Genomic DNA, 26,232 nt, shown 5'->3' with positions numbered 1-26,232 from the left:
AGACGGCCGTGGACGTTCAGGAAGTCAGGAAGCTCGACGCGTATCTCAAACGCGTGTTCAGCAATCCCAAGATCCGCGTGGTGCCGCGGCCCAAGAAGGACGACTCGGCCGAGGTCTATATCGGCGAGGAGTTCATCGGCGTGCTGTTCGTCGACGACGAGGACGATGATCGCTCGTTCCAGTTCCAGATGGCGATCCTGGAAGAAGATCTGAGCGAGTAACGGCCGAACGGCCTCGCTGCCTGTCACGCTGTCACGACGGGGCGCGCGAATGCGCGCCCGATATCAGGCTTCTCTCTGCTCGCAATGACGAGGAGGCTAGCCCTTCGCGCTGTGCATCTGCGCGGAGAGGCGGTTCATCGCGGTGGCGATGTCGCGCCATTGCCCCAGCCAGCCGCGCGGAAAGCGGAAGGTCAGATCGGCGCCCTCGATGCGCTGCTCACTCAGGCACATGCCGGGCGTCGAGCTATCGCGCGTGCAGCGCGCGGTCAGCTGCGGCTCGCTCGCGGTGAACAGGTCCTCGCCGCCATAGGGCGTGCCGTCGCGGAACGCGCGCGCCGTCAAGCCATCATCGGTATTGGCGCGCTCGTCCAGATAGCGCGGATAGATCGTGCGCAGCCGCATCTCGGGTGCGAGTGAATCGTGGTGCGCCGCGATCGACACGAAGATCCGGTCGATCGGCTGCACCTTGTCCTCGACAGTGTCGGCACTGTAGTGCTTCGGCGCGGCAGGCGCCTCCAGCGACGGATAGAGGAAGCTCAGATCGACGCGCTCCTGCGGCCCGGAATGGCGCTGGATCTTCATGCGCACGGCCATGGTTGGCACGTTGAACAGCGTGCCGCCGACGCTCACCGGCAGCCGCGACGGATCGCTCGGCGGAGCGGTGGTGTAGGTCGGCCACAACAGATAGGCGACGAGCGTGATCGCGCCGGCTGCGATCACTGCCGAGGCGATGATCGGAACGAGATGCGCGCGCGGGTTGCGGCGGGTGTCGCGGGCGAGATGCTGGGCCGTCGAAAGAAGCGTCATGGGCGAAGCTGAGAGCAGGCCGGGAGTGGCCGAATCACCTGCCGAATATGCCACGAGGCGAGGAATTTCCGTACGATTCCAATGGAATCCCAAATTGATGGGCCATGCGCAAACGCCACGTCGGGGCAGTCCGGTTAACCTTTCCTTAAGGATGATGTGGCGGCCGGCCACCAATTCTGCGAAGCAGGGTGAGTGGCCTGTTGCGTAGCGGAAGTGCCGATGTCGCCCGATACCCTGAATTCCCTGTTCTCGCTTTTCATTGGCTTCGCGTTCGCCGGCGCACTGGCCAGCGGCTATCAGGCAATGGCGGAGCGGCCGGCCGGCTTCGGCCTGCTGCAGGAGGGCGTGGCGCCGAAGACCTTTGCCGCGGTCCCGTTCCTCGTCTTCGCCGCACCGTTCATCATCATGCGCAACACGCTGCGCGGCGCCCGCATCGAGCGCCGCCGTTTCGAATTCGTGATGATGGCAACCGTGATCTCCGGCTTCTGGAGCCTGATGTCCGGCACCTTCTTCATGATGACGCTGCGCGCTGCCGGCGTGCTCGCCTGATCCGGTCGCGATCCGCGCCGGATCAATGGCTGCGGTTGCTTGAAACCACATCCGCCGCTGTGCCAAGGTCGCCCTGACCAGAGCTTCGGTTCTGACTGTATCAGAACACGCTCGAAGGAGACCTTCATGGCGATCTACGAACTCGACGGGCAGGAGCCCGATCTTCCCGCTGACGGCAGCTATTTCATCGCCGACAATGCCGTCGTGATCGGCAAGGTGCGCCTCAAGTCCGCGGCGAGCGTCTGGTTCGGCGCCGTGCTGCGCGGCGACAACGAATGGATCGAGATCGGCGAGGGCTCCAACGTCCAGGACAATTCGACCCTGCATGTCGATCCCGGCTTTCCCCTGACCATCGGCAACCACGTCACCATCGGCCACAACGCGATCGTGCACGGCTGCACGCTGGAAGACCGCGTGTTGATCGGGATGGGATCGATCGTGATGAACGGCGCGCGCATCCGGCGCGGCAGCGTCGTCGGCGCCGGCTCCGTCATCACCGAGGGCAAGGAATTTCCGGAATACTCCCTGATCATCGGTGCGCCCGCGCGCGTGGTGCGCACGCTCGACGCCGCCCAGATCGAGGCGTTGTCGCGGCCGGCGAAGTCCTACGCGATCAGGGGCCCGCAGTACAAAGCCGGGCTGAAGAAGATCGGCTAAAGCATGGTCCGGAAAAGTGCGAAGCGATTTTTCAAAGAGATCATGCTTAAGCAAGAATCAGGGCGCGTACTCATAAACTGGGCCCGCTTTCAGGGGCGAAGCAGACACGCGACGTCAGGGATATCGCCTTGTGACCCATGGCGGTCCGCAGCCACAACGCGGCATCACGATGCGCGGTTTCATCCCGGCGTTACGCTTCACCGTCCGTCAGGGGAACGATCACCACTTCCCCCGGAATGCGATCTGTTTGGCGTGATCGCTGTTCACCACCAGTATGGCCACCGCCACCCCTCATAGAGGCGCCACGACGACACCAAGGGCGGGGCGTATGGATCGACCCGGTCGTCTTCAGGGCGATAACGATATCGTGGAACAATATAATAATCCCACGGAGTTGGCGTTATCACGGGCACCGAGATAACAACCCTCCTTGGTTCATGAACGACTTGTGCCTTCCGCGCCCGGGCTTCAGCACCAGACGTCCCGAGGTTACACAGCACCAGGGCCGCTCCGAGAGCGCACGCGACGGTAATTATCTTCATGCATCGGCCTCCTTGCCTCAGAGTGCAAAAGGACTCAAAGCAAGGCAAGCTAATTCGCTCTCGACTGGCTTGAATGACCGCTTATGGCCTTAGCCGACATGACCAAGCGCGCCTCTTTGTCCGCTTCTGACGGTAATGCGGCCGTCGTTCGGCGGGCGGATTTATCGGTACACGCCCTGGAAGCGCGATGATGATCCAACCCAATCTCATCGCGCTTTAGCCCTCAACGCTTCCGGCCCTGCTTGCGCGCGCGCTTTGGTGCTGCGCCGCCTGGCTTTGCTGCCTCCTGCAGGCTTGCCGCTCCCTGAAGTCTTGCGCTCTTGCGCAGCGCATCCTTCAGGTCGATCGGAATACCGTGCTTCTTGAAGAGGTCGGCGAAGGCCTCGTCGGCGAGCTCCTGCAGGGTCGCCATCCGGTCGCGGCCAAGCTGCTTCAGCTTGTCGAATGTGTCGTCGTCAAACTCGATCAGCTTGCGCAAATTGCATTGCTCCCAAACTGTATTGCTCCAACGCATGCCGAAACCGGGGTTTTGCGGACTCGTTGATGTCCGCAAGGGAGAATTCCATGCGCAAATTATCCGCCACCGCCGCGTCAGCGACAATCGCCATTCTGCTGACGCTGCGGTTACCGTCGCCCAAAACACTGGGAGCGGCAGCCCCTCATCAGCCAGCCCGGCCTCGCTGCAGGTCACGTCGCCGCCACCCGGCACCAACAGAGCCGGCACGGCGCAATCCTCCGGCCGGCTGAACGGCGGTGAAGGCGTCACCACCGCGTCGACCGAAAGCATCGACAAGGCAATCGCCGACGAGAACAGGATGGTCGATCGCCGGATGAACAGCATCTGCGGCGGCTGTTAGCTTTTCGCCGGCCGCGTCTTCGACGAACGATGGTCGCGTAGAAGTGAGTGCGACAAAGGCGCGCGGCGGAAGCTGCGGTCCTACATTGAGTTAGCATGCGCGGGACGCGGCGGAGGAGGCTTGAAAAGAAAAGCCTTGGAAAGAAGGAGTAACGGGTGATGTTGCGTAAAACGATGATTGCCTTGCTGGCTGCGGCTTCGGTCGGCCTGTTCACGGTCGACGCCGCGTCGGCGCGCGGCGGTTTTGGCGGCGGCGGCTTCCACGGTGGTGGTGGCGGCTTCCGCGGCGGCGGCGGTTTCGGCGGCTTCCATGGCGGCGCCTTCCGCGCCATGGGCGGAGGCGGCGGCTTTCGCTCGGCTGCGATCGGCGGCGCCGGTTGGGCTGGCCGCGGTTGGGCCGGCCGCGGTTGGCACGGCGGCGGCTTCCGGCGCGGCTGGGGCTATCCGCTCGCTGCTGCAGCGGTTGGTTTCGGCCTCGGCTACGGCGCTTACGATTACTATGACGGCTACTACGGTGGCGGTTATCCGTACAACGCCGGTTACGGCTACGACGACGGCTATGGTTATGGCAACGGCTATAGTGACGGCGGCTGCTACGTCGTTCGCCGTCGCATGCTGACGTCGTATGGCTGGCAGATCCGCCCTGTGCAGGTTTGCAACTGAGCCATCCATTGACGCATGGCCAGTCCATTCGATCGCCATGGTGATGGTCTTGGAATGGTTGGCGCGGCCTCGGTGTTGCGATGTTGGGGCTACGTTGGCTGTCGCGCACTGGTATGCGGCTTGCATCGCATTGCGGCAGTTGATGCGTGAACGCGTCACGAAAACAAAGGGCCCGGCTGCGATTTGAGCCGGGCCTCAGAGGATATCAGAGATGCTGACCATTCCTGATCTGACATTGCTGTTCATGGTCGTTGTGTCGAGTCTCGCCGTTGCGTTGATCTACATGCTCCATCAACTCGAGCCGAAGCTTGCCCGGCTGAGGCTGAGAGTTGATCGGGCCCGCCGCGAACGCATCGGTTAAGTCCGCAATGCTGCACGCGGGGGTTTCGATCAGCTCGAGCCGGCCGCGGCGCTGTTTCGCGCCGTATTTCTTTAGCCACGCCTGCATCTGATTTCAGCCGTCGGCGGCCGCTTGCGCATCGCTGCGCGGGTGTACCTGTCCCGAGCGCGCCGATGATAGTCGGGAAGGGCGGGCCGCATTCCAAGGCCCTCAAAAGAACAAGGCCGTCGACGTAGTATACCGTCAACGACCTTGCCAGCCCCGGATATTGAAATCGGCTCACGCCATCCGGTGACTGGAACATGACTCGGATTCGAAGTCTGATATGTGAACCAGTTCACAAACTCAGGATTAATTCCCGCTAACGGGCACTTCGTCGGTTTTACGGAGTTTTACGGGGCCGGCCTATTGGGGAGCGACGTGGATATCTCGCGAGGGATCAACCGCGCGATCGGTGGCGCTTCCGGCTGGCCTTCGAGCGCTTGCGCGGGGAGGGCTCGACGGCCGGCTCGTTGGCCTGTGCGCTCGCCAGTGACTGGCGCAGGCCCTCGACCTGTTCGGTCAGCGCGGCGACCTGATCGGACAGCTTCTTGGCGTTGGCCTGCTGCGCCGCGAACTGCTTGCGCATGGTCTGCAACTCGTCCTGGACCAGCTGCAACTGGTCGATCGCCTCCTGCTGGGTCTCCTCCATCCCCTTGGTCTTCTCCACCAGGGCCTCGGAGACCTGCGCGGTCCGGGCCTGCAACAGACGGGCGGCGACCATGCGGTCGGTCTCGGGCACGCTGCCGGTGAAGCTGCGCCACAGCGCGATCGAGCCGATTCCGAACAGCACGAGCACGAGTGCCACGGCGCCGATCGCGATCGGCTGCACGCCAATCAGGCTGCCGACTGGTGAATTCCGGGGGGCAAGTTCGACCATGCGACCAGAACCGGACATCAATTGAAAGATTTTGATTAGCACAACCGCGGCGCGGGCAAAACCCGGGGCCCGCTAGGCCCATGCGGCGACAGCGAAATTTGCCGAAAACTGCACGCGCTGCCCCAAAACGGGACGGCTTCCGACAGGCCGACGGGCCTGCCGCCGCAGGTCAAGTCGCGGGCGCGACGAGGCCAACCCGCATGTCCTTCGCGACATAGACGCAGCTGCCGTCGGCGAGCACGCGGCCATCGGCGATGCCGAGCACGAGCCGGCCGCGCCTGACCTGGCGGATGTCGACCTCATAGCGGACCAGCCGGACGTCCGGCGTGATGTGGCCCCTGAACTTGACCTCGCCGACCCCAAGCGCCCGGCCTTTACCCGGCGAGCCCGACCATCCGAGCCAGAAGCCGATGATCTGCCACATCGCATCGAGACCGAGGCATCCCGGCATCACAGGATCTCCGGCAAAGTGGCAGGCGAAGAACCAGTGACCGGGTGCGATGTCGAGCTCGCCGGCGACATGGCCCTTGCCGAAGGCGCCGCCGTCGAGGCTGATTTCGGTGATGCGGTCCATCATCAGCATCGGCGGCGCCGGCAGCTGCGCGTTGCCGGGGCCGAAATAGCCGCCGTCGCTCGATCGCAGCAGATCCGGCTTTGTGTAGGATGATTGCGGTGCGTGAAAATCGTGCGGGTTGAACAAGCTGGCCATCGAAATTGCGGTTATTGTTGAACGTTAGGGCGGCTTTGCCGGATGGTCTTTGACGGCCCGGATTGAGCCTCGACAGGGAGCCGCAGCGCGGCCGCCATGAAGGCCCAGATGTCGTCGGTCAGCTGTGCCGGATCGGGCCGCTGCTCGCCGGTGAGTGCGCCGATCAGCGCCTGGCGGATGCCGCCGATCATCAGCGCGATGGTGAGGTGAGGGTCGATGTCGCCGGATACGATCCCGTCGCGCCGGGCGGCTTCAAGCATCCGGGCGCCGGCTGCGAGCTGGCGGCTGGTAAAGGCAGTCTCGACATCGAGGACCTCGGACGCGCGGCTCAGCGGTCCGATGACCAGCGGCGCAAACGGATGATCGTAGTGAAAGGCGACGTAGGCCCCGATCCGCTGCATTTCCCGGTCCGCCCAGCTCTCGGCTGACAGTCTGGCACCGGCGAATGCCGCTTGGTCGAGCCGGCCGTAGAACTCCTCGACCACGGCGGCGATCAGGCCCGCCTTGGAGCCGAAGTGATGATAGGCGAGCCCCACCGACACCTGTGCCCGCCTGGCGACGGCCTGCATCTCCAGGTGCCCGTGGCCCTCGATGAGCTCCTCTTGCGCCGCCGCGAGCAGCCGTTCCCGTGTCCCAGGACTCGTCGCGCTACTCGCCGCGTTCATTGGTTGCTCACCGCCTGCTGAATTGAATTCAATTCAATAACGCTGCCGCCAGCATGTCAAGGCTCCGATGCCTGATGGCGCAGTGAACCGGTGGAGGGCCTGCGATGGCGTTTGCGATCAAGACCGGGATCCCCGATCCACGGGCGAAGGCGTTCAGCTTCACCGCGCAGAAAACCAGCATAGCGGCGGGCAAGTCGACGCCGACGATATCGTGGACCTGTTTGCCAGCGAGAGTGGGGCGGCCGCGAGCTCAACTTTAAATTCTATCGCCAGGCCACCAACGAGATCGTCGGCATCACGGACGAGGCTGCGTCCTTTCTCGATCGCTTCTTCTGAGGCCTGCGGTCGGGAACCGGGCGTCACCCGAGGTCCTACTGATTGCAGGAGGCCCCGCCCGGAGTTAGAATATTGGCCAGTTAGCCCGTCCTATTCGTGAGAGTGCGTTTTTTAGTCCGCTTGATGTGGCCGCACATCTGCTCTGACGAGGCGCGCGGGATTGCCTTCGGCTTTTCACCGCCTGACCGACCCGTACTTTGCAACGCGCTTGAGGTGTAGGTTGGGCGAACGGGGGGCGGATGCCCCGCCGGTCAAGGACCGAGCGGCAGCAGCGCGCCTGGCAAGCCGCGGATCAGGTCGGCTTCGGGACATGCCGCGGCAAACGCAAGGCGAATGCGGCTCGTGGTCTCGACGACACGGGCAGCGAGTTTCAAGAGACGAAGACGCAGCGTCGCGAACTCGGCTGTGGCCAATTCCCGGGCTTTGGGAATCGCGTCGCGCACGGTCAGCATCAGCCAATAAGCGGCGGTGTGGAGAACGAGGCGGACTTGATTGGCGAGCGCCGAACGGCAGCTGGTGCGATCGGAGGCGAGCTGTGTCTTATGCAGCTTGATCAGATTCTCGGCTTGGCCGCGCGCGCAATACAGGCTGTCGTAGATCCACTCGGCCGAGCCGACATCGAGGCTGGTGACGACGAAACGGATGTCGAGGCCGAGCATCGTCGCCTCAATACGGGCGACGGTACGCCGTTCGCGATCCCAGGACTTGGCCTTGTGGCGCGTCTCGGTATAGCCACGCAGAACCGGCAGGTTCTCGATGGCGCGTCGCGTGCGGATGTCGTCGGCGGCCTCGTCGAGTTTTCTGGCGAGCGGCTTGGTGCCGGACAGACCGAAGATGTAGTCGATGCCGTTGGTCTCGCACCACGCCATGGCCTCCGGCCGGGCATAGTGCCCGTCGCCACGGAACGTAATTCGCGTGTTGTGCCACCGCGTCCGGATATGCCGGATCAGGCGGCGCAGATGGGCACGCACCTCGACGCCGCCCGGCGTCTTGCCGGGCCGCAACACGACCGCCACGGGCCGGCTCTTCTCCGTGTCGTAGACGTGGATCGGCAGGAAGCAGCGTTCGTCATAATGAGCGTTGAACAGCGAGAGCTGCTGATGGCCGTGGACGACATCGCAGGTATCATCGATGTCGAGCGTGACGGATGCCGGCTCGCGCGGGTAGCTATCCATCCATGCGTCGACCAAAGTGTAGGTCAGTCGGATCACGTCGCGCAGGCGCGGAGCATTCTCCAGCCGCGACAGCGTCGGTTGGGAACACAGATCGCGACCCGTGTCCGGCAGCCGTCCGCAGGCCAGCTTGAATGCGGGATCGGACCGCAGATGATCGAGGTCGTCGGCGTCCTCGTAGCCGCAGCAGATCGCGAACATGCGCGCGCGGAACATATCGACAAGGCTGTGCACGACCCGCGTCGGATCGCGCCGATCCGGGAACACCCGGGCCAAATTGTCGGCCAAGCCGAGACGCCGCTCGGCCATCGCCAGAAGCATCACGCCCCCGTTCGAGGTCAGCCGACCGCCATCGAAGGCAGCTGTGACTTTCTTGGCGTGAACGGCTGGAAACGAGAAGGGCAGAATCGTATCGTCGGTCATGGCGGGCGTGGCGTTCGCGGTTGAGGTGATGGGGTTGGCTTCGCAACCGAATCCTACGCCGCATCAGCGCTTTACACCACGCTCGCCAGCCTCTCAGGCGCACTCTGACGAATAAGACGGGTTAGTACCTTTTTCGATCAGGTTTTTAAGCAGGCCTTCTGCAAAGCGGGCCCTGCGACGTTCTGTTAGCACGCTGGGGGAAGCGATGGGCGCTGACAAGGTTCTGTTGCCAATTTTCGTTGTCTACGCACTTGGCTGCATCTTCACGATCGGCGCCTTCTACCGCGATCGCGAGCACGCGATCGGCGTCAAGCAGATCATATGCACCCTCATCTGGCCGATCTGGTGGCCGGTCGCGAACGGTTTCGGGCCGATGCTCGATGCCATCGATAATGCCGTGACGGCGACGGATGGGCGGAAGAGCATCTCGTTTGCGCTGGGGCTTTTCGCTGCCGGTCACTGCCTGTCGAGCAGTTGGGGCGATTGCGGCGGCGCTGTTGCCTGCAGCGGAGTGCTTTTGAAGAGCACAGCGATGTTCTTTCCACCGCTGAACTTCGTCTATGTGACCTGGCTGGTTACGCAATTCGCGTAGCGACGCGCGCCTGCCAGCATTGCAAGCCTCGATCACCTTCATCCGGAGTCTCAAGGCTTTCCAGCCTCCAAAAAGGTTGCGGCCAGGCTTTGGGGGAAGCCTGGCCGCGCGCGAACCGGTCTGGGACGGGGAGGGGTGGGGATGTGACCGGGTCGCGAACTCGAAACTCCTTGCTCTGCTCAGCGCGAGCTTGCCGTTGAAACTGCCGGGCGGTTGTCACCGAGCGAGACCCACACATTGGGATCGCTCTGCGATTGCCGCTTGACGAAGCGGTAGCCGGTGTCCGTCCAGGCGACGATGCTCTCGTTCTGGTTATCGAGCACGAACTCGCCCTTGTCGGTCTTCACCGTCAGCACCGCGTGACCTTCGCCCTTCTTGTCGCGGACCACCGTGATCAACAGCGCCTCGCGGGGCCAGCCGGCATCCATCAGCATCTTGCGCTTCAGGAGCACGTAGTCCTCGCAGTCGCCGTAACCGTCTGATGGCAACGACCATTTCTCGATCACGCCCCAATGATCCATGTCGGTCATCGGCTTGATGGATTCGTTGACCCACTTGTTGACCCGCACCAGGTCGCGCCAGGCGGTCTGCGACAACACGATGTCGCGTGGTTGCGTCGCGCCGCCGCGGCAGTCGCCCGGATTGTCGGCGCAGAATTCGACCCAGCCGATCGGTGAACGCGCGACGTCACCCAGGCTGGCGTAGACCACGTCGCCGGCCTTGGCCGACACGCACGTCGCAAACAGGATGGCGGCAACCGCCAAACCTTTCCCCTGTCCCCTGAACCCAAACATTGTGGCCCCCGTTCTTCTTGTTGGGACCACGTGTCGCACAAAGCTTTTTCGCCGCCGCTAAGTACGCAAAGTAGATTTGACGCGAATACTCGTAAAACCTGCGGCAAATTCGATCTATACTTGAATCAAATTCGCGTAAAATTTGAAACAACTGCAATTGATTCAAATTTTATGCATTAACCCGGCGCGCGCTGCGCCTGTGCGGTTTGTTGCGCCAAACGCGCCGGCCGTTAACCGCCGATTTCACCGGCCCAAACGCGGCGAAGGCGGCCACCGGTACACCGGAGGCCGCCTTCGCGGGCTGAAAACGGGGGGCTTGAGCGGCTTTTCGCTTTACCTCGCGGTAACGCTCTCTTCGAGCGTTTCCGCGGACTGCTCGTGGACGAACTCGAGCGCGAAGCCTTCCTCGAGATTTCGCACCACGCGGGACTGCACCTTGCCGAGCATCACGAGCGACTTCAGCGGCGGACGGTTCTCCGCGGCAATCGCGGCACCGGACAACGAAAGGTCGATGATGCGGCAGGTCATCCGCGTGCCGTCCTCCTGGGTGAGCAGGGCGATCGGGTTGCGCGGCACGATACGGTCGTGGCGGCGATCCTCGGGCAGGTTGAGGATGTCGCGGTTGGCGAGCCAGGTCAGCTGGGCGGCGAGCTTGTCGCGCTTGCGCGCGGTGGCGCCGATCGTCATCGCAAAGCCGTTGTCGATGATCCGGGTGATGCGGCCTTCGACCCGGCCGATATGGTCGAGATAGGCGATCACGCGGTCGCCGACATTGCCGATGCCCGGCGCCAGCAGCGCGAGGCCGCCCGGGGACATATTGATAATCTGGCAGGGAAACTCGCGCCGGTCGGGCAGCATGTAGCGGCCGAGCAGATGCACCTTGACGCGCTGGAAGCGCCGCCGCTCCTCGGCCATGGGGACGACGGTAGTTTTCTTCTGTGCAAACGACATCACAACAAACCCGGCCGCCGTCCATTCGGAGCCCCGATGACCCTAAGGCTGATAGGGTTAACGGGGCGTTACGGTTGTGGGAGGGAACCCGGACACGGCGCGAGAGAGATTCTCGCGCCGTGTCCGGGGACTTAGGCACCTTCATGTGCCGCGTCAGCTTCGCCGAACCATCGTGCAATCGCTTGAGCGGCGTCCTCGAGGTGAGGGGCCGCGTCGGTGGCCCAGGTGACGAAGCCATCGGGGCGCACCAGCATCGCGCGCAAGCCGAGTCGATCCCGGGCGTCGCTTGCGACATAGGTGATCCGCTTGCTCCAGCGAGCTGCAACGGCTTGTAGGGAAGCGCACGCGTCGAAGTCGAGCAGCAGGCCGCGCCCGTTCCTGAGCAGCTCGCCGAGCCTGCGCCCGCAGGCGAGCTCGAAGTCGGGCGCGCTGCGGCCGACCAGCGGATGGCTGCCGCCAAGGTCGTAGCGCAGCGAAACACCCCACACACGCTCGGCAAAGTAGGTCGCGCCGTCGGGCGTCTCGATCAGATCGCGATCTGCCTGTGCGGTTCATGCGGACTTATCCACGGCCGCTATGTCCCGGCGACTGCATCCGCGCTGCCGACCCGGCGCGCGCCCGGGCGCGGCGCAAGATTGTCCGGCGTGTTGATGTTGGTCGCGAGTCCTGCGGCCTCGAACGTTTTGATCAGCCACCAGCCGAGATCGATCTGACCGGGCAGCAGCCCGAGCTTCGCGGAGCTCGGATAGGCATGGTGATTGTTGTGCCAGCTCTCGCCCATGCTGATCAGCCCGGCGATGCCGACATTGTAGCCCTGGGCCGCGACGCCTTCGATGATCCAGGTCTGTCCGCCCTTGCGATGCGAGTAATGACCGATCAGCCAATGACCGGTGACGCAGACGGCGACGCGGACGCAGATGCCCCAGACCAGCCAGCTCGACGATCCGATCGCAAGGAACAGCAGCGCCCAGGGTAATTGCTGCCACATCCAGGTTCGATCGACCAAGGCGTAGAAGCGGTCATTGGCGAGCCGCGGCTCGAGCTGGAAGACCGGCGGGTGTTTCAACACGAGCGCGCAGTGCAGCTGCCACCAGGCATCGCGCCAGAAGCCGGCGCGGTGGCAGGAATAGTCGTGACACGCGGCCTGGCGTTGCGCCCAGTCGCGGAAATCATGCAGCCGTACCATGCCGTAGGGGCCGGCCATGCCGACCAGCGTGCCGAGATAGACGCAGAACCGTTCGAGCCACAGCGGGCAGTCGAAACTTGCATGGATCAGGCGGCGGTGCATGCCGACGGAATGCCCGAAGGACAGGGTGATCGCGCTGGTCACGATGAACAGCGCGAATGCGCTCCACGAGAATGTCATTGGTCCAAACATGATCGCGACCGCGGTCATGGTGCCGAGCCACAGCGATTTCGCTGGCGCCCATCGCACCTGTCCGTCCAGCGGATCGGTGCTGCTATCCGCGAAGAGTCGTTCGGAGCCGGGCTGCAGCTTCATTCCATCACCTGAGGTTGTGTCGCAGGTTGCGGTGAAGCGATCGTCGCTGTCAATTAGCCGCGCACGTCCGTCATGTCGCAGCCGACATTGGCATCTCCGGCGGTCTTGTCAGAAGCCGCTCAGTTGCTGCTGAGGTTTGTCCTGACGATCTGTGTCAACTGCTCATATCCTGTCCTTGTCAGGTGCAGCAGGTCTTCGCGGTAGTTGGCGCAGGGCGTGCTGTTCTGGCAGGCGATCGCCGATGCATCGAGGACGCGGTACTTCTGCACCGACTTCTCTCGCGACGAGAGCGATGCGTTGACGGCTGAAATGTTTTCCTTTGCGCCCGTCATATTCGGGCCGCGCGGCAAAATGAGAATCTGGACCAGACGAGCCTTTGGCCATATCCGGCTGATGCGGTCGAACAGGTGGTCAAAGGCAAGCCGGACGCCGCACGGCTTGTCCAGGTAAATGTTGTTCGTGCCAAGCAGCAGGATCACGGACTGAGGTTGGATGCGTTTGAGCTGTTGTTCGAATGAGGTCAACAACCACAGCGTATTCTGGATGCGATCTCGACCGACCCCGAGGTTCAGGACGGGACGTCCCGCAGCGAGCGAGGAGGCGAGGTCTTGCGGCCAGGCTTCGACCAGCGAGTCGCCAAGCATCACGATCGAGGCTTCGGCAGGAAGCGAGCTGACGTTCTTCAGGTCGCGCCGAAGTGCATTTGCGGAGTCAGGGACCGTCGGCGTCGACGCAATCTGCTGGTCCGCCTCGTCGCATGCGGGCCCGCTCAATGGCGCGGCACTGGTTGATGAGATGATGGCCATTGCAACGATTGACAATGCAAGCGGGATGGTTCGATGTCGAAGTCTGAGCATATGCTGACAGCCGTTGGGGAGTGGAATGACAACTAGGATCGCGATTTTGGGTCAATCCAACAGCATTCTCAAGGAAGGCTTCTTCAACAAATTTTTAGATCGCCATCAGCCGATTGAAGTGGTGTCGATGGGACGCGTGGGCGCCAGCCCATCGCTGCTTGGCCCCTATTTTGCTAGCCGCTCGTTCTTTCGGAATGCTGAATTTTGCATCATTGACATGTGCGCGATCGATTACTCGCTGCTGTCGGCCGGTGCAATCGGGCTTTACGACGTGGTGAAATGGATCGAATGGATCGGGCACAGCGCCAAGAAGAATGGATGCGAACCGATCTTCGTCTGCATCCCGGTCAGCACCGTGGAGCTCTCCAGGCATTTGATCGCGAACTGTATCTCGGTGTTTGAACGAAACGAATGGTTCTATCTGGATGTTCGCGATTGCATCACCCACCTTCTTGAAGACGGAACCAGACGTCCCGAGAACCTCTACAAGGATCCCAGCCATCCCGGCGTGGAACTCTCGGAACTCATTGCCGACAGCCTGAAGGAACTGATCAGCGCAATTCGCGCGATGCCGATGATCGAGGTGGACAGGATGTTCCCGATCACCCGGTTCGAGGTGATCAACCTGCAGGATCGGCTGACGGCTTCCCCGGCAAACTACAAGACATCCCTGATCGAATTCAGGGGCGTGCGTCTTGAACGAGGGAAAACCTATGAGCTGAAGGTCGGAAGCATCAGCGCATTGAGTGGCATGATGCTCAATTCCGCGGCGTGCAAGGGCGTGCTTGAAATCGAGGGCGACCGGAAGTTCTACAAGAACCTCCGGCTGCGGGCCTACCATCCAACGAATTTTGAGGTGCGCCTGGTTCCGATCTGCAAGCCGCTCCGGGATGGAGGGGGAGCAATTGCGTTGACGATTGCCGATGGCGCCCCAATTGAGAGCGACACGACCTTCCACAGCGTCAAGACGCCGGAAGACGATCTGGGCTTCGTCGAGGCGTCGGAAATCATCGTGGAAAGGGGCTATGACCTCTTCACTTACAGGTCGAGGCGCCCGGCAAATGGGCACATGACCCGTTGGACGCCCAAAAGCGCAAACAAGCTCGCGCAGGTTATTTGGGAATGATGACTGGGTTGTGTCTGACAAATCGGCTCGACAGGTTGTCGGGCCGCACCGTCATCTGATCTCGGCGCCGATTGATCGCGGCGTTCACTGCCTATTCAACAGTCACCGCTTTCAGGACCTTCCTGTTCGCCGCGCGGACCTCAAGCTCCAGGGGCGGCTGGAACGACCCGCTCGGCGGCACGAACACGAAGGCGTGGTGCCCGTCACCCTTGTTGAGCTTGAGAAGATCATTGCGGAACTGATCGGCGACGACTTCGGCAACGTGGTCGCCGTTGAAGTAGATATCGATCCTCACCCGTTTGTCGGGGCGCTGGTCGTAAAGGGCCCAGCCGGCGATCCTGTTTTCGTTGAAGGCGTCGACATGGCCAGTGATCTCGCCCGAGAGGCTCTCGATGCCGGCCTCGATCACGTCGAGGTCGCTCCTGTAGATCGACCGCGTCACATCGAAGCTGAAATGCTCGGTATCGACGCATTGGTCCAGCAGGCCCTGCCGATGCTCTTTCATCCGTTCGAGCGTGTCCAGCTCGCCCAGCTTGACGTACATGCCAACGATACCTTCGATACCCGGATTCATCGTGCCTTTCTCCGCGATGCTACTAGCCCGTCTTATTCGTCAGAGTGCGCCTGAGAGGCTGGCGAGCGTGGTGTAAAGCGCTGATGCGGCGTAGGATTCGGTTGCGAAGCCAACCCCATCACCTCAACCGCGAACGCCACGCCCGCCATGACCGACGATACGATTCTGCCCTTCTCGTTTCCAGCCGTTCACGCCAAGAAAGTCACAGCTGCCTTCGATGGCGGTCGGCTGACCTCGAACGGGGGCGTGATGCTTCTGGCGATGGCCGAGCGGCGTCTCGGCTTGGCCGACAATTTGGCCCGGGTGTTCCCGGATCGGCGCGATCCGACGCGGGTCGTGCACAGCCTTGTCGATATGTTCCGCGCGCGCATGTTCGCGATCTGCTGCGGCTACGAGGACGCCGACGACCTCGATCATCTGCGGTCCGATCCCGCATTCAAGCTGGCCTGCGGACGGCTGCCGGACACGGGTCGCGATCTGTGTTCCCAACCGACGCTGTCGCGGCTGGAGAATGCTCCGCGCCTGCGCGACGTGATCCGACTGACCTACACTTTGGTCGACGCATGGATGGATAGCTACCCGCGCGAGCCGGCATCCGTCACGCTCGACATCGATGATACCTGCGATGTCGTCCACGGCCATCAGCAGCTCTCGCTGTTCAACGCTCATTATGACGAACGCTGCTTCCTGCCGATCCACGTCTACGACACGGAGAAGAGCCGGCCCGTGGCGGTCGTGTTGCGGCCCGGCAAGACGCCGGGCGGCGTCGAGGTGCGTGCCCATCTGCGCCGCCTGATCCGGCATATCCGGACGCGGTGGCACAACACGCGAATTACGTTCCGTGGCGACGGGCACTATGCCCGGCCGGAGGCCATGGCGTGGTGCGAGACCAACGGCATCGACTACATCTTCGGTCTGTCCGGCACCAAGCCGCTCGCCAGAAAACTCGACGAGGCCGCCGACGACATCCGCACGCGACGCGCCATCGAGAACCTGCCGGTTCTGCGTGGCTATACCGAGACGCGCCACAAGGCCAAGTCCTGGGATCGCGAACGGCGTACCGTCGCCCGTATTGAGGCGACGATGCTCGGCCTCGACATCCGTTTCGTCGTCACCAGCCTCGATGTCGGCTCGGCCGAGTGGATCTACGACAGCCTGTATTGCGCGCGCGGCCAAGCCGAGAATCTGATCAAGCTGCATAAGACACAGCTCGCCTCCGATCGCACCAGCTGCCGTTCGGCGCTCGCCAATCAAGTCCGCCTCGTTCTCCACACCGCCGCTTATTGGCTGATGCTGACCGTGCGCGACGCGATTCCCAAAGCCCGGGAATTGGCCACAGCCGAGTTCGCGACGCTGCGTCTTCGTCTCTTGAAACTCGCTGCCCGTGTCGTCGAGACCACGAGCCGCATTCGCCTTGCGTTTGCCGCGGCATGTCCCGAAGCCGACCTGATCCGCGGCTTGCCAGGCGCGCTGCTGCCGCTCGGTCCTTGACCGGCGGGGCATCCGCCCCCCGTTCGCCCAACCTACACCTCAAGCGCGTTGCAAAGTACGGGTCGGTCAGGCGGTGAAAAGCCGAAGGCAATCCCGCGCGCCTCGTCAGAGCAGATGTGCGGCCACATCAAGCGGACTAAAAAACGCACTCTCACGAATAGGACGGGCTAGCCCATTCGCTTTAGGCTGCCGCTTTAAGCTGCCTTCATGACATCCCGATCGTCCTGACCTAAAGTCGGCACGGCCGAACCCGGCCCAACGACAAGGACAAGGACAGGGAGGACGAACCGATGGAGCAGATCCGCGTCTGCACGCATGAGGGGCCGGGCGCCAAGCCGGTGATCCGCACCGTGCCATGGCCTGATGTCAGCAAAAAGGCGGCTCTGATCAAGGTCGGTGCCTGCGGCGTCTGCGGCACTGACCTGCATATCCTGAAGGGGCACTGGCCGAAGCCGCTGCCATGGCCGTTCACGCTCGGCCATGAGCTCGGCGGCGTGATCGTCGAATGCGGCCCGGAGCTTTCAGAAGATTTCATGAGCAAGCCGCTGCAGGTGGGATCGAAGGTGATGATCCCGCCCTTGATGCCGTGTGGCCGCTGCTATTACTGCATTCACTACCCGCAAAGCGCCAACAAGTGCCTGACGCCGGTGTATTACGGCCGCTATCTCGGCTTCGACAAGCCGCCGCACATGTGGGGCGGTTGGGCCGAATATGTCTATGTCGATCTCGACATGCTGCCGGGCACCAAGATCTACAGATTGCCCGACGACATGTCGCTGCGGCTGGGGGCGCTCTCGGAGCCGTTGACCTCCTGCATCCGCGCCTTCAACCGCGCCACGCGCGCCGGCGGCTTCAGCTGGGGCGACACGGTGGTGATCCAGGGCTCGGGCCCGATCGGCATCCTCGCGGTCGCTGCCGCGCAGGAGATGGGGGCAGGGCGCGTGATCTGCGTCGGTGCGCCGGAGACGCCGCGGTTGGCGCTGGCGCGCAAATTCGGCGCCGAGGCGACCGTCGATATCGAAGCGCTCAAGACGCCGGAAGAGCGCATCAAGGCGGTGCGCGACATCGTCGGCGGTTTCCGCGCCGACCTCGTGATGGATTGCTCGGGCCATCCAACCGCCGGCCCCGAGGGCATCGAGATGCTGCGCGACGGCGGCACCTACGTCGAAATGGGCCAGTTCACCGATGCCGGCTCGATCAACACGTCGTGGCACCGCATCTGCACCAAGGATCTCAACGTGCTCGGCTCCTGGGGCTTCACCGGCAACGACCTGCCGCTCGGCGTCGACATGCTCTACCGCACCCGCAACAAATATCCCTGGCTCGATATGCAGACGATCTATCCGTTCACCGAGGAGGGCGTCGCGCAGGCGGTCGCGGACGCGATGGCCATGAAGACGGTGAAGTCGACCATCGTGCCGTGGCCGGAATTGGTCGAGTGAGCCCGGCGAATGCGGTGCTGCAAATCCTGTTGCAGTGCTCCCAACAATAGTGGCGAGGGTGAGGCCGGTATGGCCTGATATCGCTCGCCGGGACGGCGGCCCGGGGCTAACATCGGAGCATGCAATCGAACCGCGTGCCGCCGAGTGCAACGTCTGCGTGGGGAAACGTGTCCGATGACTTCCCGCTGTTCAGAACGCTCAGCGCGGAGCAGCGGCTGATCGCCATCGGCGCAATGACCCGGCAAGACCTCGTGCGTGGCCAGTTGCTGGTCGAGCAGGGCGGCCCCTCGGACGCATTGTTTCTGGTGTTGCACGGCGCGCTCGCCGTGTACAGGACCGATCATCCTGAACCGATTGCGGAGCTTCGCGCCGGCGAACTGGTCGGCGAGATCGGATTCTTCGCCAACATCCCGCGCACGGCCAATGTGATCGCGATCCGCGATAGCAGCGTGCTGGCGTTGACGCGTGCGGCCTATGCGACGCTTGTGCAAGAGACGCCTGAGATCGTCGAGGCGCTGCTTGCCGCTCTTGCTCAACGGTTTGCCATCCAGACCGCGCGCCTGTTGCCCGCCCGGGCGTCACCGAAGGCGCGCACCGTCGCGCTGATCTCCGGCGGACGGGAGCCGGTGCCTGCCGCCTTTGAACAGCGCATGCGTCAGAGCCTTGCCGCCGCCGGTGCCGAGATCGTCGACCTCGCGCGGGTCCAAGCCATGTTTCCCGGCCGCCCGCTGGATGCATCCGAAGTGGCCGATTGGCTCAACAGGATCGAGTATGACGCGCCGCTGGTGGCCTATTTCGGTGGAGCTGACGCATCGGAGTGGGCGCGAAAAACCATTCGCCAGGCTGACCTCGTCGTATTCGCCTGCCGTGGCCATGCGCCTGCGCCTGATCTGACGGAGATCGAAAGGTTCGCCTGCGGGGTGCATCCGGCGTCAACGCGGCGCCTCGTTCGTGTTCATGATATCAGGCGCAACGAGGTCAGCGGCACCGCGGCCTGGCTGATCCGGCTGCCCTGCTTCATGCACCACCATGTCGCGCTCGAGGACATGATCGATATCGACAGCCTGGTCCGCTTTCTCTGCGGCCGCGCCGTCGGATTTGTCGCCGGTGGCGGCGGCAGCCTCGGCACGGCGCATGTCGGAATCTACAAGGCGTTTCGTGAGCGCGGCGTGATGTTCGACATCTTCGTCGGCACCAGCGTCGGTTCGGCGATGGCGGCGGGCTTTGCCAAGAACTACGACGCCGAGCATCTCGAGCGCGGCACCCATGAGATCTTCGTCTCCAGCCGCAGCTTCCGCCGTCCGACCTGGCCGCGCTACGCACTGCTGGATCACAAGGCTTTCGATTCCGCGCTTGCCGATCAGTACGGCCATCACTGCCGGATCGAGGACTGCTGGCGGCCGTTCGCGGCGGTTGCGACCAATCTTTCGACGCACAGCCTCGAATTGATCCGGACCGGCCTGCTCTGGCAGGCGGTGCGCGCATCGAGCGCCATCCCCGGCCTGCTGCCACCGTTTTACACAAGGGACGGCTTGATGCTGGTCGATGGATGTCTCGTCGACAACGTTCCGCTGGCGCAAATGCATCAGTTGAAGAGCGGCCCGAATCTGGTGGTCCATTTCGGCGAGCCGGCCAGTGAAATGTTCGACGTCGACTATGCCAAGTTGCCGGGACGGTTTGAACTGCTTGCGTCCCTGCTGACGCCGTTCCGGAGGAAGTCGCTCCCGGCCGCGCCGAGCGCCGTCAACGTGCTGTGGCGGAGCCTCGTCGCCCATCAACGCTACGATACGTTGCCGACCACGCCGCTCGACATGGTGATGCGCCCGCCGACGCCTGACGGCATCGACGTGACCGATTTCGACCGCCATCAGGAGATCTTCCAATCCTCCTACCATTGGGCCCGCGAGACCATTGCTGCCTCGGAGGCGGAGCATAACCCGGCTATTGCGGCCATCGTCGCGTCGGCCAAGGCGGCGGATGAGGATGCGGACAACAGCGCGGACGAGGCGACGGTGACCGCGCCGCTGTCCCAGGAGGCCCGCGCCGGCTGAGCCGCTTGCGGGCTTAGGCGATCTCGACCATCGTGCCGGACTGGAATCCGGAGATGACGATGCCTTTCGATTTGATTCTGCGCGGCGGACGTGTGGTCGACCCGTCGCAAAAACTCGATGCCGTGACTGACGTGGCGTTCTCGGGCGGCAAGGTTGCTGCGGTTGGACAGCGGCTTGTCGCCGATCCCGCAACCCAGGTGCGTGATGTCTCCGGGTTGATCGTGACGCCGGGGATCATCGACCTGCACACCCATGTCTATTGGGGCGGCACCTCGCTCGGCATCGACGCCGAGGAATTCTGCCGCAACTCCGGCGTCACCACCTCGGTCGATACCGGCAGCGCTGGCCCCGGAAACTTTGCCGGCTTCCGCAAGCATGTGATCGAGCCGAGCCAGGTCCGCATCCTCGCCTATCTGCATGTCTCGCATGCCGGCATCTTCGGCTTCTCGGACCGGGTGATGGTCGGCGAGAGCGAGGAGTTGCGGCTGATGAACCCGGTCGACGCCGCGCGGGTTGCGGATGAGAACCGCGACCTGATCGTCGGCATCAAGGTGCGGGTCGGTCTGTTCGCCTCGGGCACTTCGGGGCTGGTGCCGCTCGAGATCGCGCTGGAGGTTGCGGAACAGGTCGGCATGCCGCTGATGGCGCATATCGACCATCCGCCGCCGAGCTATGAGGAGGTGCTGGCGCGCCTGCGCCCCGGCGACGTGCTGACCCATGCGTTCCGTCCGTTCCCCAACACGCCCGCGACCGCGCAGGGCACGGTGAAGAAGGTGGTGCTGGAGGCGCGCGAGCGCGGCGTGCTGTTCGACATCGGCCACGGCAAGGGCTCGTTCGCCTTCAAGACCGCGCGTGCGATGCTCGCCAACGGCTTTTACCCCGACACCATCTCCTCCGACATCCATCAGCTCTGCATCGACGGGCCGGCGTTCGACCAGGTGACGACGATGTCGAAGCTCCTCTGTATGGGAATGTCGCTGCCGGACGTGATCGCGGCGTCCACGGTCAATGCTGCGATGGCATTGCGGCGTCCGGAGCTCGGCAGCCTGAAGCCGGGCAGCGTCGGCGACGCCACGCTGATCTCGATCAGGGAAGGTCGGTTCGACTATGTCGACGTGGTCGGCGAGCACCTGACGGGCGATCGCAGGATCGCATCCGAAGGCGTGGTGATCGGCGGACGCTGGTGGCATCCGAGATAGGGCGCGTGCTCATAAAACCCGTGTCCGCTTTGCTCTCAAGAAAGCAACATCGAAGCCGGTCGCCCGTGAGATACAATCAGACACGGCAACGGCTTTGGGCGAGGTGTCCGCATGATCCTCGGCAACCATGTCAATGGCGGCCATCGGTAGAAATCCCTTTGACCCTCAGTGGCCAAGTTCGGATATTTCGGCTAGTTGAGTATGCGTGGTAACGCAATTGGGACGGGATGTCCGTCCTCGAGAGGACATGGTCATGAGATTGTCGTCAAGGCTTGTCGCGCGCTCAGCCGTCGCTTTCTTCTCAACTGTCTTGCTGTGCGGCCCGGCAGCGTCGCAAACCCCAACAGACTCCGCCAACCCGCTTCCCGGCATCACGGTCGATGCGCCGAAGGAGGCAGCAAGACCAAATAGGCCGAAGCAGGCGGCAAACACAGGGGCATCTCGCCGGACGTCGTCAACCGGTCGAACGCCATCCGCTCAAACGTCATCGTCAACTGCTCGAACGCCATCGCCAGCGCCAGATTCAATATTGGGGAGGATTGCCAGGCTGGAGAAAGTCGCCAGCAATTGCAACGGTGGTTGTGAATCAAGCCTCCCACACGGCAAAGACCCTTGGGTTGGATGTAGCGAGTCGGCGGGCGGACAAGCACATGGGCCTTTCTCGTCGACGTGCAGAGACAACCTCACCTACAAATCCTACGTCGACTGCGTCGAGACCAAAGTGTTCTTGGGCGACTACCGAAACAGAGCCTACTGGGTTTGCAGCAGCCTGGACGCCGCCGGAAAGTTTCGAGTCGCCGAACTCAAGCGACCAAGACATCCGCGCTAAAGCATGATCGGAAAAGCGCGAAGCGGTTTTCCGTCGCGACAAACGCGGAACGCGTTTGCTTAGACAAAGAGCTACAGCGCGATGACAATTCGACCCAATCGCATCGCGCTTTAAGGCGTTTTCCAGCGAAGTTGATGCCGGTTCGCGCAAGGAAAACGCGTCAAAATAACAAGCTGGAGTAAGGATCTGAGTCAATCAGAACCGATACTCTAGTCGGCGACGATCGGCCCGAACGGCTCCCATCGTTCGCCGCTGAAGCGCATCATCCGGAACTCCTTGATCACGCGATAGTCGGTGCGGCTGGTATTGATGGCAAGACCCGGCAGCAGCAGATCGAGCTTCACATTCTTCAGACTGGCGGCCTGGCGCATGATGTTGTCGCGCGAGACATCGTCGCCGCATTGCTGCAGCACATCCACCAGCAGCTCGGCGGCACTATAGCCGTAGACCGTGAAGAGGCTCTTCCTGTCGCCGTCCGGATAGTAGGAGTCCATGAACGCGCGCCATTTCTTCATGCCCGCATCGTCAGCCCAGGTCGGGTCGGCGGCCTCCTTGAACGAGCTCGCCGAGATCAGCCCTTTGGCATTCTCTAGTCCCGCCGGCACCAGCACCGCGTCGATCGAGGACGGACCGACGCCGAGCAGGTGCAGTGGTTTCCAGCCGAGCTCGGCCGTCTTGCGGATGGCCTGGGCGGCGAATTTCGGCGCGGCCATGTCGATCAGCACGTCGACCGCTGCGGCCTTGAGCCGGACCACCTGCGAGTCGATGGTCGGGTCCGTCGCATCATACGGGGCTTCGGACCCAAGCATGTCCGGCGCCCGCGCGCCGAGCGCGTCCTTGAGCCCCGCGAGATATTCCTTGCCGCTCTCGTCATTTTGGAAGAGCAGGCCGATCCTTGCGTTCGGATAATTGTCGAGAATGAACCGCGCATAGACGCGGATTTCGGTCCGCAGGTTCGGCGCGAATCCCATGGTCCAGGGAAAGCCGACCGGATCCTCGAACCGCGTGGCGCGCCCACCGGCGAACAGCTGGGGGATATGGCGGTCGTTGAGATACTTCTGCACCGCGATGTTCGAGGCGTTACCGACGCCCTGGAACGTGAACAGGACCTCGTCGCGCTCGACCAGTTTGCGAGCCTGCTCGACCGTCTTGGCCGGCGTTGCCGCATCGTCATAGGAGATCAGGTTGATCCGGCGGCCGTTGATGCCGCCGCCGTCGTTGATCATCCGGAAGTAGGCGGCCTGCACCTTGCCGATGACGGAGAAGGCCGACACCGGGCCGCTATAGGGCATCGTCTGTCCGATCTTGATCTCGGCATCGCTGGCGCCGGGATCATATTTGCGGCCTTCGGCGCAGAGGTCGGCCGCAGCGAACAGAGCGAGGCTGATGATTGCGGCTCCGGCTGCCGGTCTGTACCAGCTCTTTCGCATCACGCGGCTCCACGGCCGTCGGTGTTGTCGACGGGACGTCCCGCGCACCGGGTTGTGGCGGGCGTGGTGCGACCGTCGACCAGGCGCCGACTCTCGGCCGCCTGCTGCCGCGCAAGCATTCCCTCGTGGTAGAATCTGCGTGCTTCCATGCCGGTTCTCGCGCCGCGCCGGTTCAGCAAACGGACTCCATAGCATTGGCACGCGCAGGCGGTCTCGCGATGTCGTTGGGCGTTTTGCCCGAAGCGGCGTGGAAATATTCCCGGCTGATCAGCGAGCCACGTTCCTGTAAGGCGTGAGCTCCTCGTCCGGGACAGCGCGCCTCTTGCGCACCATCGCCGCGTCAAGCGCGGCGCACCCGTACGCTGCGAGTGATGCGCAATCGCAGCAAATTGATCGCGCCAATCGATGTCACGCGACTCGATCGGCGGTTCATCCTGTCATCAAAAAAAGATTGGCCGAGCGAACAATATTCACCGCCTTGCGCGGATAAAGCCGCGCACCACATTTCCGCACCGCAATTCTTGGGTGCAGGTTTGGGCTCCCAAACTGCCCAGTTGCGAATTGTGGAGATGGACTATGGACTTCCTCGGTTTTCTTAATGGTTCAGGTTCAACCCAGCCTGCCATTTGGATCGCTGCAGCGGTCGCATGTGTGATCCTGCTGCGCGTATCAAACGTGTTTCGCTACATTCCCAACAATCAGGTCGGCATCGTCGAAAAGCTGTGGTCGCTGAAGGGTTCGATCGACGACGGCTTCATCGCGCTGAACGGCGAGGCCGGCTACGAGCCTGAAGTGCTGCGCGGCGGCCTGCATGTGTTGTTTCCGTTCATGTACCGGATTCACCGCTCGGATCTCGTGACCGTCGGCCAGGGCAAGATCGCCTATGTGTTCGCGCGCGACGGCGCGGCGCTGGAGTCGTCGCAGGTGCTCGGTGCCAATGACACCGAGGAGAAGTCGGACTTCCAGGACGCGCGCCGCTTCCTGCTCGGCGGCGGCCAGAAGGGCCCGCAGCGCAAGGTGCTGCGCGAGGGCACCTATGCGATCAACACCACCCAGTTCGCGATCATTACCGACGAATGCGTCTATGGTTATGCTCTGAGCGAGCGCGAACGCGGCGTGCTCGAGGGCATGCAACTCACGATCACCGAGCGCTGGGGCTTTGCACCGGTCGTGCTGGCGGCCGATCACGATCTGGTCGGCATCGTCACCGTGCATGACGGCCCCTCGCTGCCTCCGGGCGAGATCATTGCGCCCGAGGTCGGCATCGAGCTGCGCGACGGCGAGACGTTCCACAACAACTTCCAGGAGCCCGAGAAATTCCTGCGCGGCGGCGGCTATCGCGGCCGGCAGCTGCAGGTCATCGTCGAGGGCACCTGGTACATCAACCGCCTGTTCGCGACCGTCGAGGCGGTGCCGAAGACGGTGATCCCGGTCGGCAATGTCGGCGTCGTGATCTTCTACACCGGCCCGCGCACCGACGACGTCTCGGGCGAGCAGTATCGTCACGGCGAACTGGTGCTCAACGGCAGCCGCGGCGTCTGGAAGGACCCGCTGTTGCCGGGCAAGTACGCCTTCAACACCTATGCCGGCAAAATCGAGATCATCCCGACCGTCAACTTCATCCTGAAATGGGTGCGCGGCGAGGTCGGCGCGATGAAGCTCGACGAGAACCTGTCGGAAATCTCGCTGATCACCAAGGACGCGTTCGAGCCGACGCTGCCGCTCTCGGTGGTGATGCATATCGATTACAAGAAGGCGCCGATGATCATCCAGCGCTTCGGCGACGTGAAGAAGCTGGTCGAGCAGACGCTCGACCCGATGGTCAGCGCGTTCTTCAAGAACATCGCGCAGAAGATGACGCTGATCGAGCTGTTGCAGAACCGCGCCGCGATCCAGGAGGAATCGGCGCAGGTGATGAAGGCGAAGTTCGAGGGTTATTCGCTCGACCTCCAGGAGGTCCTGATCGGCACGCCGCGCGCCGCCGCCGGCGACCACACTATCGAGAACATCCTGATTCAGCTGCGCTCGCGCCAGATCGCGCGCGAGCAGATCGAGACCTATCAGGAGCAGGAGAAGGCCGCGGTGCAGGAGCGCGCGCTGAACGAGGCCAAGGCGACCGCGGCGGCGCAGTCGGCGAGCAGTCCAGGCTCGAAGGCCAGGGCGAGGCTGACCGGGTGCTCGCGGTCGGCACGGCCAACGCGCAGGCGACCAAGCTGTCGGTCGATGCCTATGGCGGGCCGGAGTACCGGCTGGCCGAGCAGAATTTTGCAAAATTCGCCGACGCCCTGACGCGGATCAATCAGCCCTTGGTGCCGCAGTTCTTGATGTCCGGCGGTGCCGCGCAGGAGAACAGCAATGCGGGCTTGATCCCGACCGCAATGCTGAGCTCGATGTTCGGGCAGATGATGCCCGGCGCGCTGGAGAAGCTGAAGGACGAGGCGCCAAAGGCCGCACGCCGGACCAACGGCCAGTGAACGGCGATAGTGCGGTGAGATAAGGTCGGACAAATCGCCGCGAAGAAAGTGCACTCCCTCTC

The 26,232-nt window shown here is 63.1% G+C and carries 24 protein-coding genes and 2 pseudogenes; 13 read left to right on the top strand and 13 right to left on the bottom strand.

Annotation, left to right across the window (positions count from 1 at the left end):
• Window positions 1-8: 8 nt before the first annotated feature.
• Complete coding sequence (locus tag HAP48_RS45465) at window positions 9-221, top strand: DUF3126 family protein (RefSeq protein ID WP_024582483.1); 213 nt, start codon at window positions 9-11, stop codon at window positions 219-221.
• A gap of 96 nt (window positions 222-317) precedes the next feature.
• Here HAP48_RS45465 and HAP48_RS45460 read toward each other — a convergent pair whose 3' ends face one another.
• Window positions 318-1,028: a hypothetical protein gene (locus HAP48_RS45460; RefSeq protein ID WP_166206621.1), complete on the bottom strand. Its 711-nt coding sequence runs from the start codon at window positions 1,026-1,028 to the stop codon at window positions 318-320.
• A 219-nt stretch (window positions 1,029-1,247) separates the two neighbouring features.
• Between HAP48_RS45460 and HAP48_RS45455 the strand changes: the two genes are divergently transcribed.
• Both HAP48_RS45455 and HAP48_RS45450 read left to right on the top strand, forming a co-directional pair.
• Window positions 1,248-1,577 carry a DUF6949 family protein gene (locus HAP48_RS45455; protein WP_166206619.1) on the top strand — a complete coding sequence of 110 codons (330 nt, stop codon included), beginning with the start codon at window positions 1,248-1,250 and terminating at the stop codon, window positions 1,575-1,577.
• A gap of 126 nt (window positions 1,578-1,703) precedes the next feature.
• Window positions 1,704-2,234, top strand: coding sequence for a gamma carbonic anhydrase family protein (locus HAP48_RS45450; RefSeq protein WP_166206616.1), 531 nt, complete (start codon window positions 1,704-1,706; stop codon window positions 2,232-2,234).
• A 765-nt stretch (window positions 2,235-2,999) separates the two neighbouring features.
• Here the strand turns inward: HAP48_RS45450 and HAP48_RS45445 are convergent.
• Window positions 3,000-3,254, bottom strand: coding sequence for a hypothetical protein (locus HAP48_RS45445; RefSeq protein WP_166206613.1), 255 nt, complete (start codon window positions 3,252-3,254; stop codon window positions 3,000-3,002).
• 34 nt (window positions 3,255-3,288) lie between these two features.
• Between HAP48_RS45445 and HAP48_RS45440 the strand changes: the two genes are divergently transcribed.
• The 3 genes from HAP48_RS45440 to HAP48_RS45430 all read left to right on the top strand — a co-directional run bounded on the left by HAP48_RS45440 (window position 3,289) and on the right by HAP48_RS45430 (window position 4,656).
• Complete coding sequence (locus tag HAP48_RS45440; RefSeq protein ID WP_166202870.1) at window positions 3,289-3,633, top strand: hypothetical protein; 345 nt, start codon at window positions 3,289-3,291, stop codon at window positions 3,631-3,633.
• 158 nt (window positions 3,634-3,791) lie between these two features.
• The gene (locus HAP48_RS45435) at window positions 3,792-4,295 is read left to right on the top strand and encodes a hypothetical protein (protein WP_166206610.1); all 504 of its coding nucleotides are present in this window, start codon (window positions 3,792-3,794) and stop codon (window positions 4,293-4,295) included.
• 211 nt (window positions 4,296-4,506) lie between these two features.
• Window positions 4,507-4,656 (top strand): hypothetical protein, encoded by a 150-nt coding sequence (locus tag HAP48_RS45430; protein ID WP_166206607.1) that lies wholly within the window; start codon window positions 4,507-4,509, stop codon window positions 4,654-4,656.
• 418 nt (window positions 4,657-5,074) lie between these two features.
• Here the strand turns inward: HAP48_RS45430 and HAP48_RS45425 are convergent, their stop codons facing one another.
• The 4 genes from HAP48_RS45425 to HAP48_RS45410 all read right to left on the bottom strand — a co-directional run bounded on the left by HAP48_RS45425 (window position 5,075) and on the right by HAP48_RS45410 (window position 8,859).
• Window positions 5,075-5,554, bottom strand: a complete 480-nt coding sequence (locus HAP48_RS45425; protein ID WP_166206604.1) for a hypothetical protein — start codon at window positions 5,552-5,554, stop codon at window positions 5,075-5,077.
• Between the two features lie 169 nt (window positions 5,555-5,723).
• Window positions 5,724-6,263, bottom strand: a complete 540-nt coding sequence (gene fabA / locus HAP48_RS45420; RefSeq protein ID WP_420869843.1) for a bifunctional 3-hydroxydecanoyl-ACP dehydratase/trans-2-decenoyl-ACP isomerase — start codon at window positions 6,261-6,263, stop codon at window positions 5,724-5,726.
• A gap of 11 nt (window positions 6,264-6,274) precedes the next feature.
• Entirely contained in the window at window positions 6,275-6,928 is a 654-nt protein-coding gene (locus HAP48_RS45415) for a TetR/AcrR family transcriptional regulator (RefSeq protein ID WP_166206601.1), read from the bottom strand.
• Between the two features lie 587 nt (window positions 6,929-7,515).
• Complete coding sequence (locus HAP48_RS45410; protein WP_166204320.1) at window positions 7,516-8,859, bottom strand: IS1380-like element ISBdi2 family transposase; 1,344 nt, start codon at window positions 8,857-8,859, stop codon at window positions 7,516-7,518.
• A 205-nt stretch (window positions 8,860-9,064) separates the two neighbouring features.
• Between HAP48_RS45410 and HAP48_RS45405 the strand changes: the two genes are divergently transcribed.
• Window positions 9,065-9,451: a hypothetical protein gene (locus HAP48_RS45405; protein WP_029081518.1), complete on the top strand. Its 387-nt coding sequence runs from the start codon at window positions 9,065-9,067 to the stop codon at window positions 9,449-9,451.
• 179 nt (window positions 9,452-9,630) lie between these two features.
• Here the strand turns inward: HAP48_RS45405 and HAP48_RS45400 are convergent, their stop codons facing one another.
• The 5 genes and pseudogenes from HAP48_RS45400 to HAP48_RS45380 all read right to left on the bottom strand — a co-directional run bounded on the left by HAP48_RS45400 (window position 9,631) and on the right by HAP48_RS45380 (window position 13,503).
• Window positions 9,631-10,245: a transglutaminase-like cysteine peptidase gene (locus tag HAP48_RS45400; protein ID WP_166206595.1), complete on the bottom strand. Its 615-nt coding sequence runs from the start codon at window positions 10,243-10,245 to the stop codon at window positions 9,631-9,633.
• Between the two features lie 333 nt (window positions 10,246-10,578).
• Window positions 10,579-11,196, bottom strand: a complete 618-nt coding sequence (locus tag HAP48_RS45395; RefSeq protein WP_166206592.1) for a PilZ domain-containing protein — start codon at window positions 11,194-11,196, stop codon at window positions 10,579-10,581.
• 131 nt (window positions 11,197-11,327) lie between these two features.
• Window positions 11,328-11,732, bottom strand: a pseudogene (locus tag HAP48_RS45390) (aromatic-ring hydroxylase C-terminal domain-containing protein); the annotation flags it as partial.
• A 38-nt stretch (window positions 11,733-11,770) separates the two neighbouring features.
• Window positions 11,771-12,697 (bottom strand): acyl-CoA desaturase, encoded by a 927-nt coding sequence (locus HAP48_RS45385; RefSeq protein WP_166206589.1) that lies wholly within the window; start codon window positions 12,695-12,697, stop codon window positions 11,771-11,773.
• A 119-nt stretch (window positions 12,698-12,816) separates the two neighbouring features.
• Window positions 12,817-13,503: a GDSL-type esterase/lipase family protein gene (locus HAP48_RS45380; RefSeq protein WP_166206585.1), complete on the bottom strand. Its 687-nt coding sequence runs from the start codon at window positions 13,501-13,503 to the stop codon at window positions 12,817-12,819.
• Between the two features lie 97 nt (window positions 13,504-13,600).
• Here HAP48_RS45380 and HAP48_RS45375 point away from each other — a divergent pair, with 97 nt between their 5' ends.
• Window positions 13,601-14,680, top strand: a complete 1,080-nt coding sequence (locus HAP48_RS45375) for a hypothetical protein (RefSeq protein ID WP_166206581.1) — start codon at window positions 13,601-13,603, stop codon at window positions 14,678-14,680.
• A 91-nt stretch (window positions 14,681-14,771) separates the two neighbouring features.
• Here HAP48_RS45375 and HAP48_RS45370 read toward each other — a convergent pair whose 3' ends face one another.
• Window positions 14,772-15,254: a hypothetical protein gene (locus HAP48_RS45370; RefSeq protein ID WP_166206578.1), complete on the bottom strand. Its 483-nt coding sequence runs from the start codon at window positions 15,252-15,254 to the stop codon at window positions 14,772-14,774.
• 147 nt (window positions 15,255-15,401) lie between these two features.
• Between HAP48_RS45370 and HAP48_RS45365 the strand changes: the two genes are divergently transcribed.
• The 4 genes from HAP48_RS45365 (at window position 15,402) to HAP48_RS45350 (ending at window position 21,437) form a co-directional block, all read left to right on the top strand.
• Window positions 15,402-16,745 (top strand): IS1380-like element ISBdi2 family transposase, encoded by a 1,344-nt coding sequence (locus tag HAP48_RS45365; RefSeq protein ID WP_166204320.1) that lies wholly within the window; start codon window positions 15,402-15,404, stop codon window positions 16,743-16,745.
• 290 nt (window positions 16,746-17,035) lie between these two features.
• Entirely contained in the window at window positions 17,036-18,187 is a 1,152-nt protein-coding gene (locus HAP48_RS45360; RefSeq protein ID WP_166206575.1) for a zinc-binding dehydrogenase, read from the top strand.
• A 167-nt stretch (window positions 18,188-18,354) separates the two neighbouring features.
• Complete coding sequence (locus tag HAP48_RS45355) at window positions 18,355-20,238, top strand: cyclic nucleotide-binding and patatin-like phospholipase domain-containing protein (RefSeq protein ID WP_224496850.1); 1,884 nt, start codon at window positions 18,355-18,357, stop codon at window positions 20,236-20,238.
• 59 nt (window positions 20,239-20,297) lie between these two features.
• Entirely contained in the window at window positions 20,298-21,437 is a 1,140-nt protein-coding gene (locus HAP48_RS45350) for an amidohydrolase/deacetylase family metallohydrolase (protein ID WP_166206569.1), read from the top strand.
• A 1,038-nt stretch (window positions 21,438-22,475) separates the two neighbouring features.
• Here HAP48_RS45350 and HAP48_RS45345 read toward each other — a convergent pair.
• Window positions 22,476-23,696 carry an ABC transporter substrate-binding protein gene (locus tag HAP48_RS45345; RefSeq protein ID WP_166206566.1) on the bottom strand — a complete coding sequence of 407 codons (1,221 nt, stop codon included), beginning with the start codon at window positions 23,694-23,696 and terminating at the stop codon, window positions 22,476-22,478.
• 576 nt (window positions 23,697-24,272) lie between these two features.
• On the opposite strand from HAP48_RS45345, the pseudogene HAP48_RS45340 reads away from it, so the two are divergent.
• A pseudogene (locus tag HAP48_RS45340) lies at window positions 24,273-26,170 on the top strand (SPFH domain-containing protein).
• Window positions 26,171-26,232 lie beyond the last annotated feature (62 nt).

The organism is Bradyrhizobium septentrionale (assembly GCF_011516645.4).
Taxonomy (GTDB): Bacteria; Pseudomonadota; Alphaproteobacteria; order Rhizobiales; family Xanthobacteraceae; genus Bradyrhizobium; species Bradyrhizobium septentrionale.
This window is presented reverse-complemented; position numbering and strand designations above follow the sequence as displayed.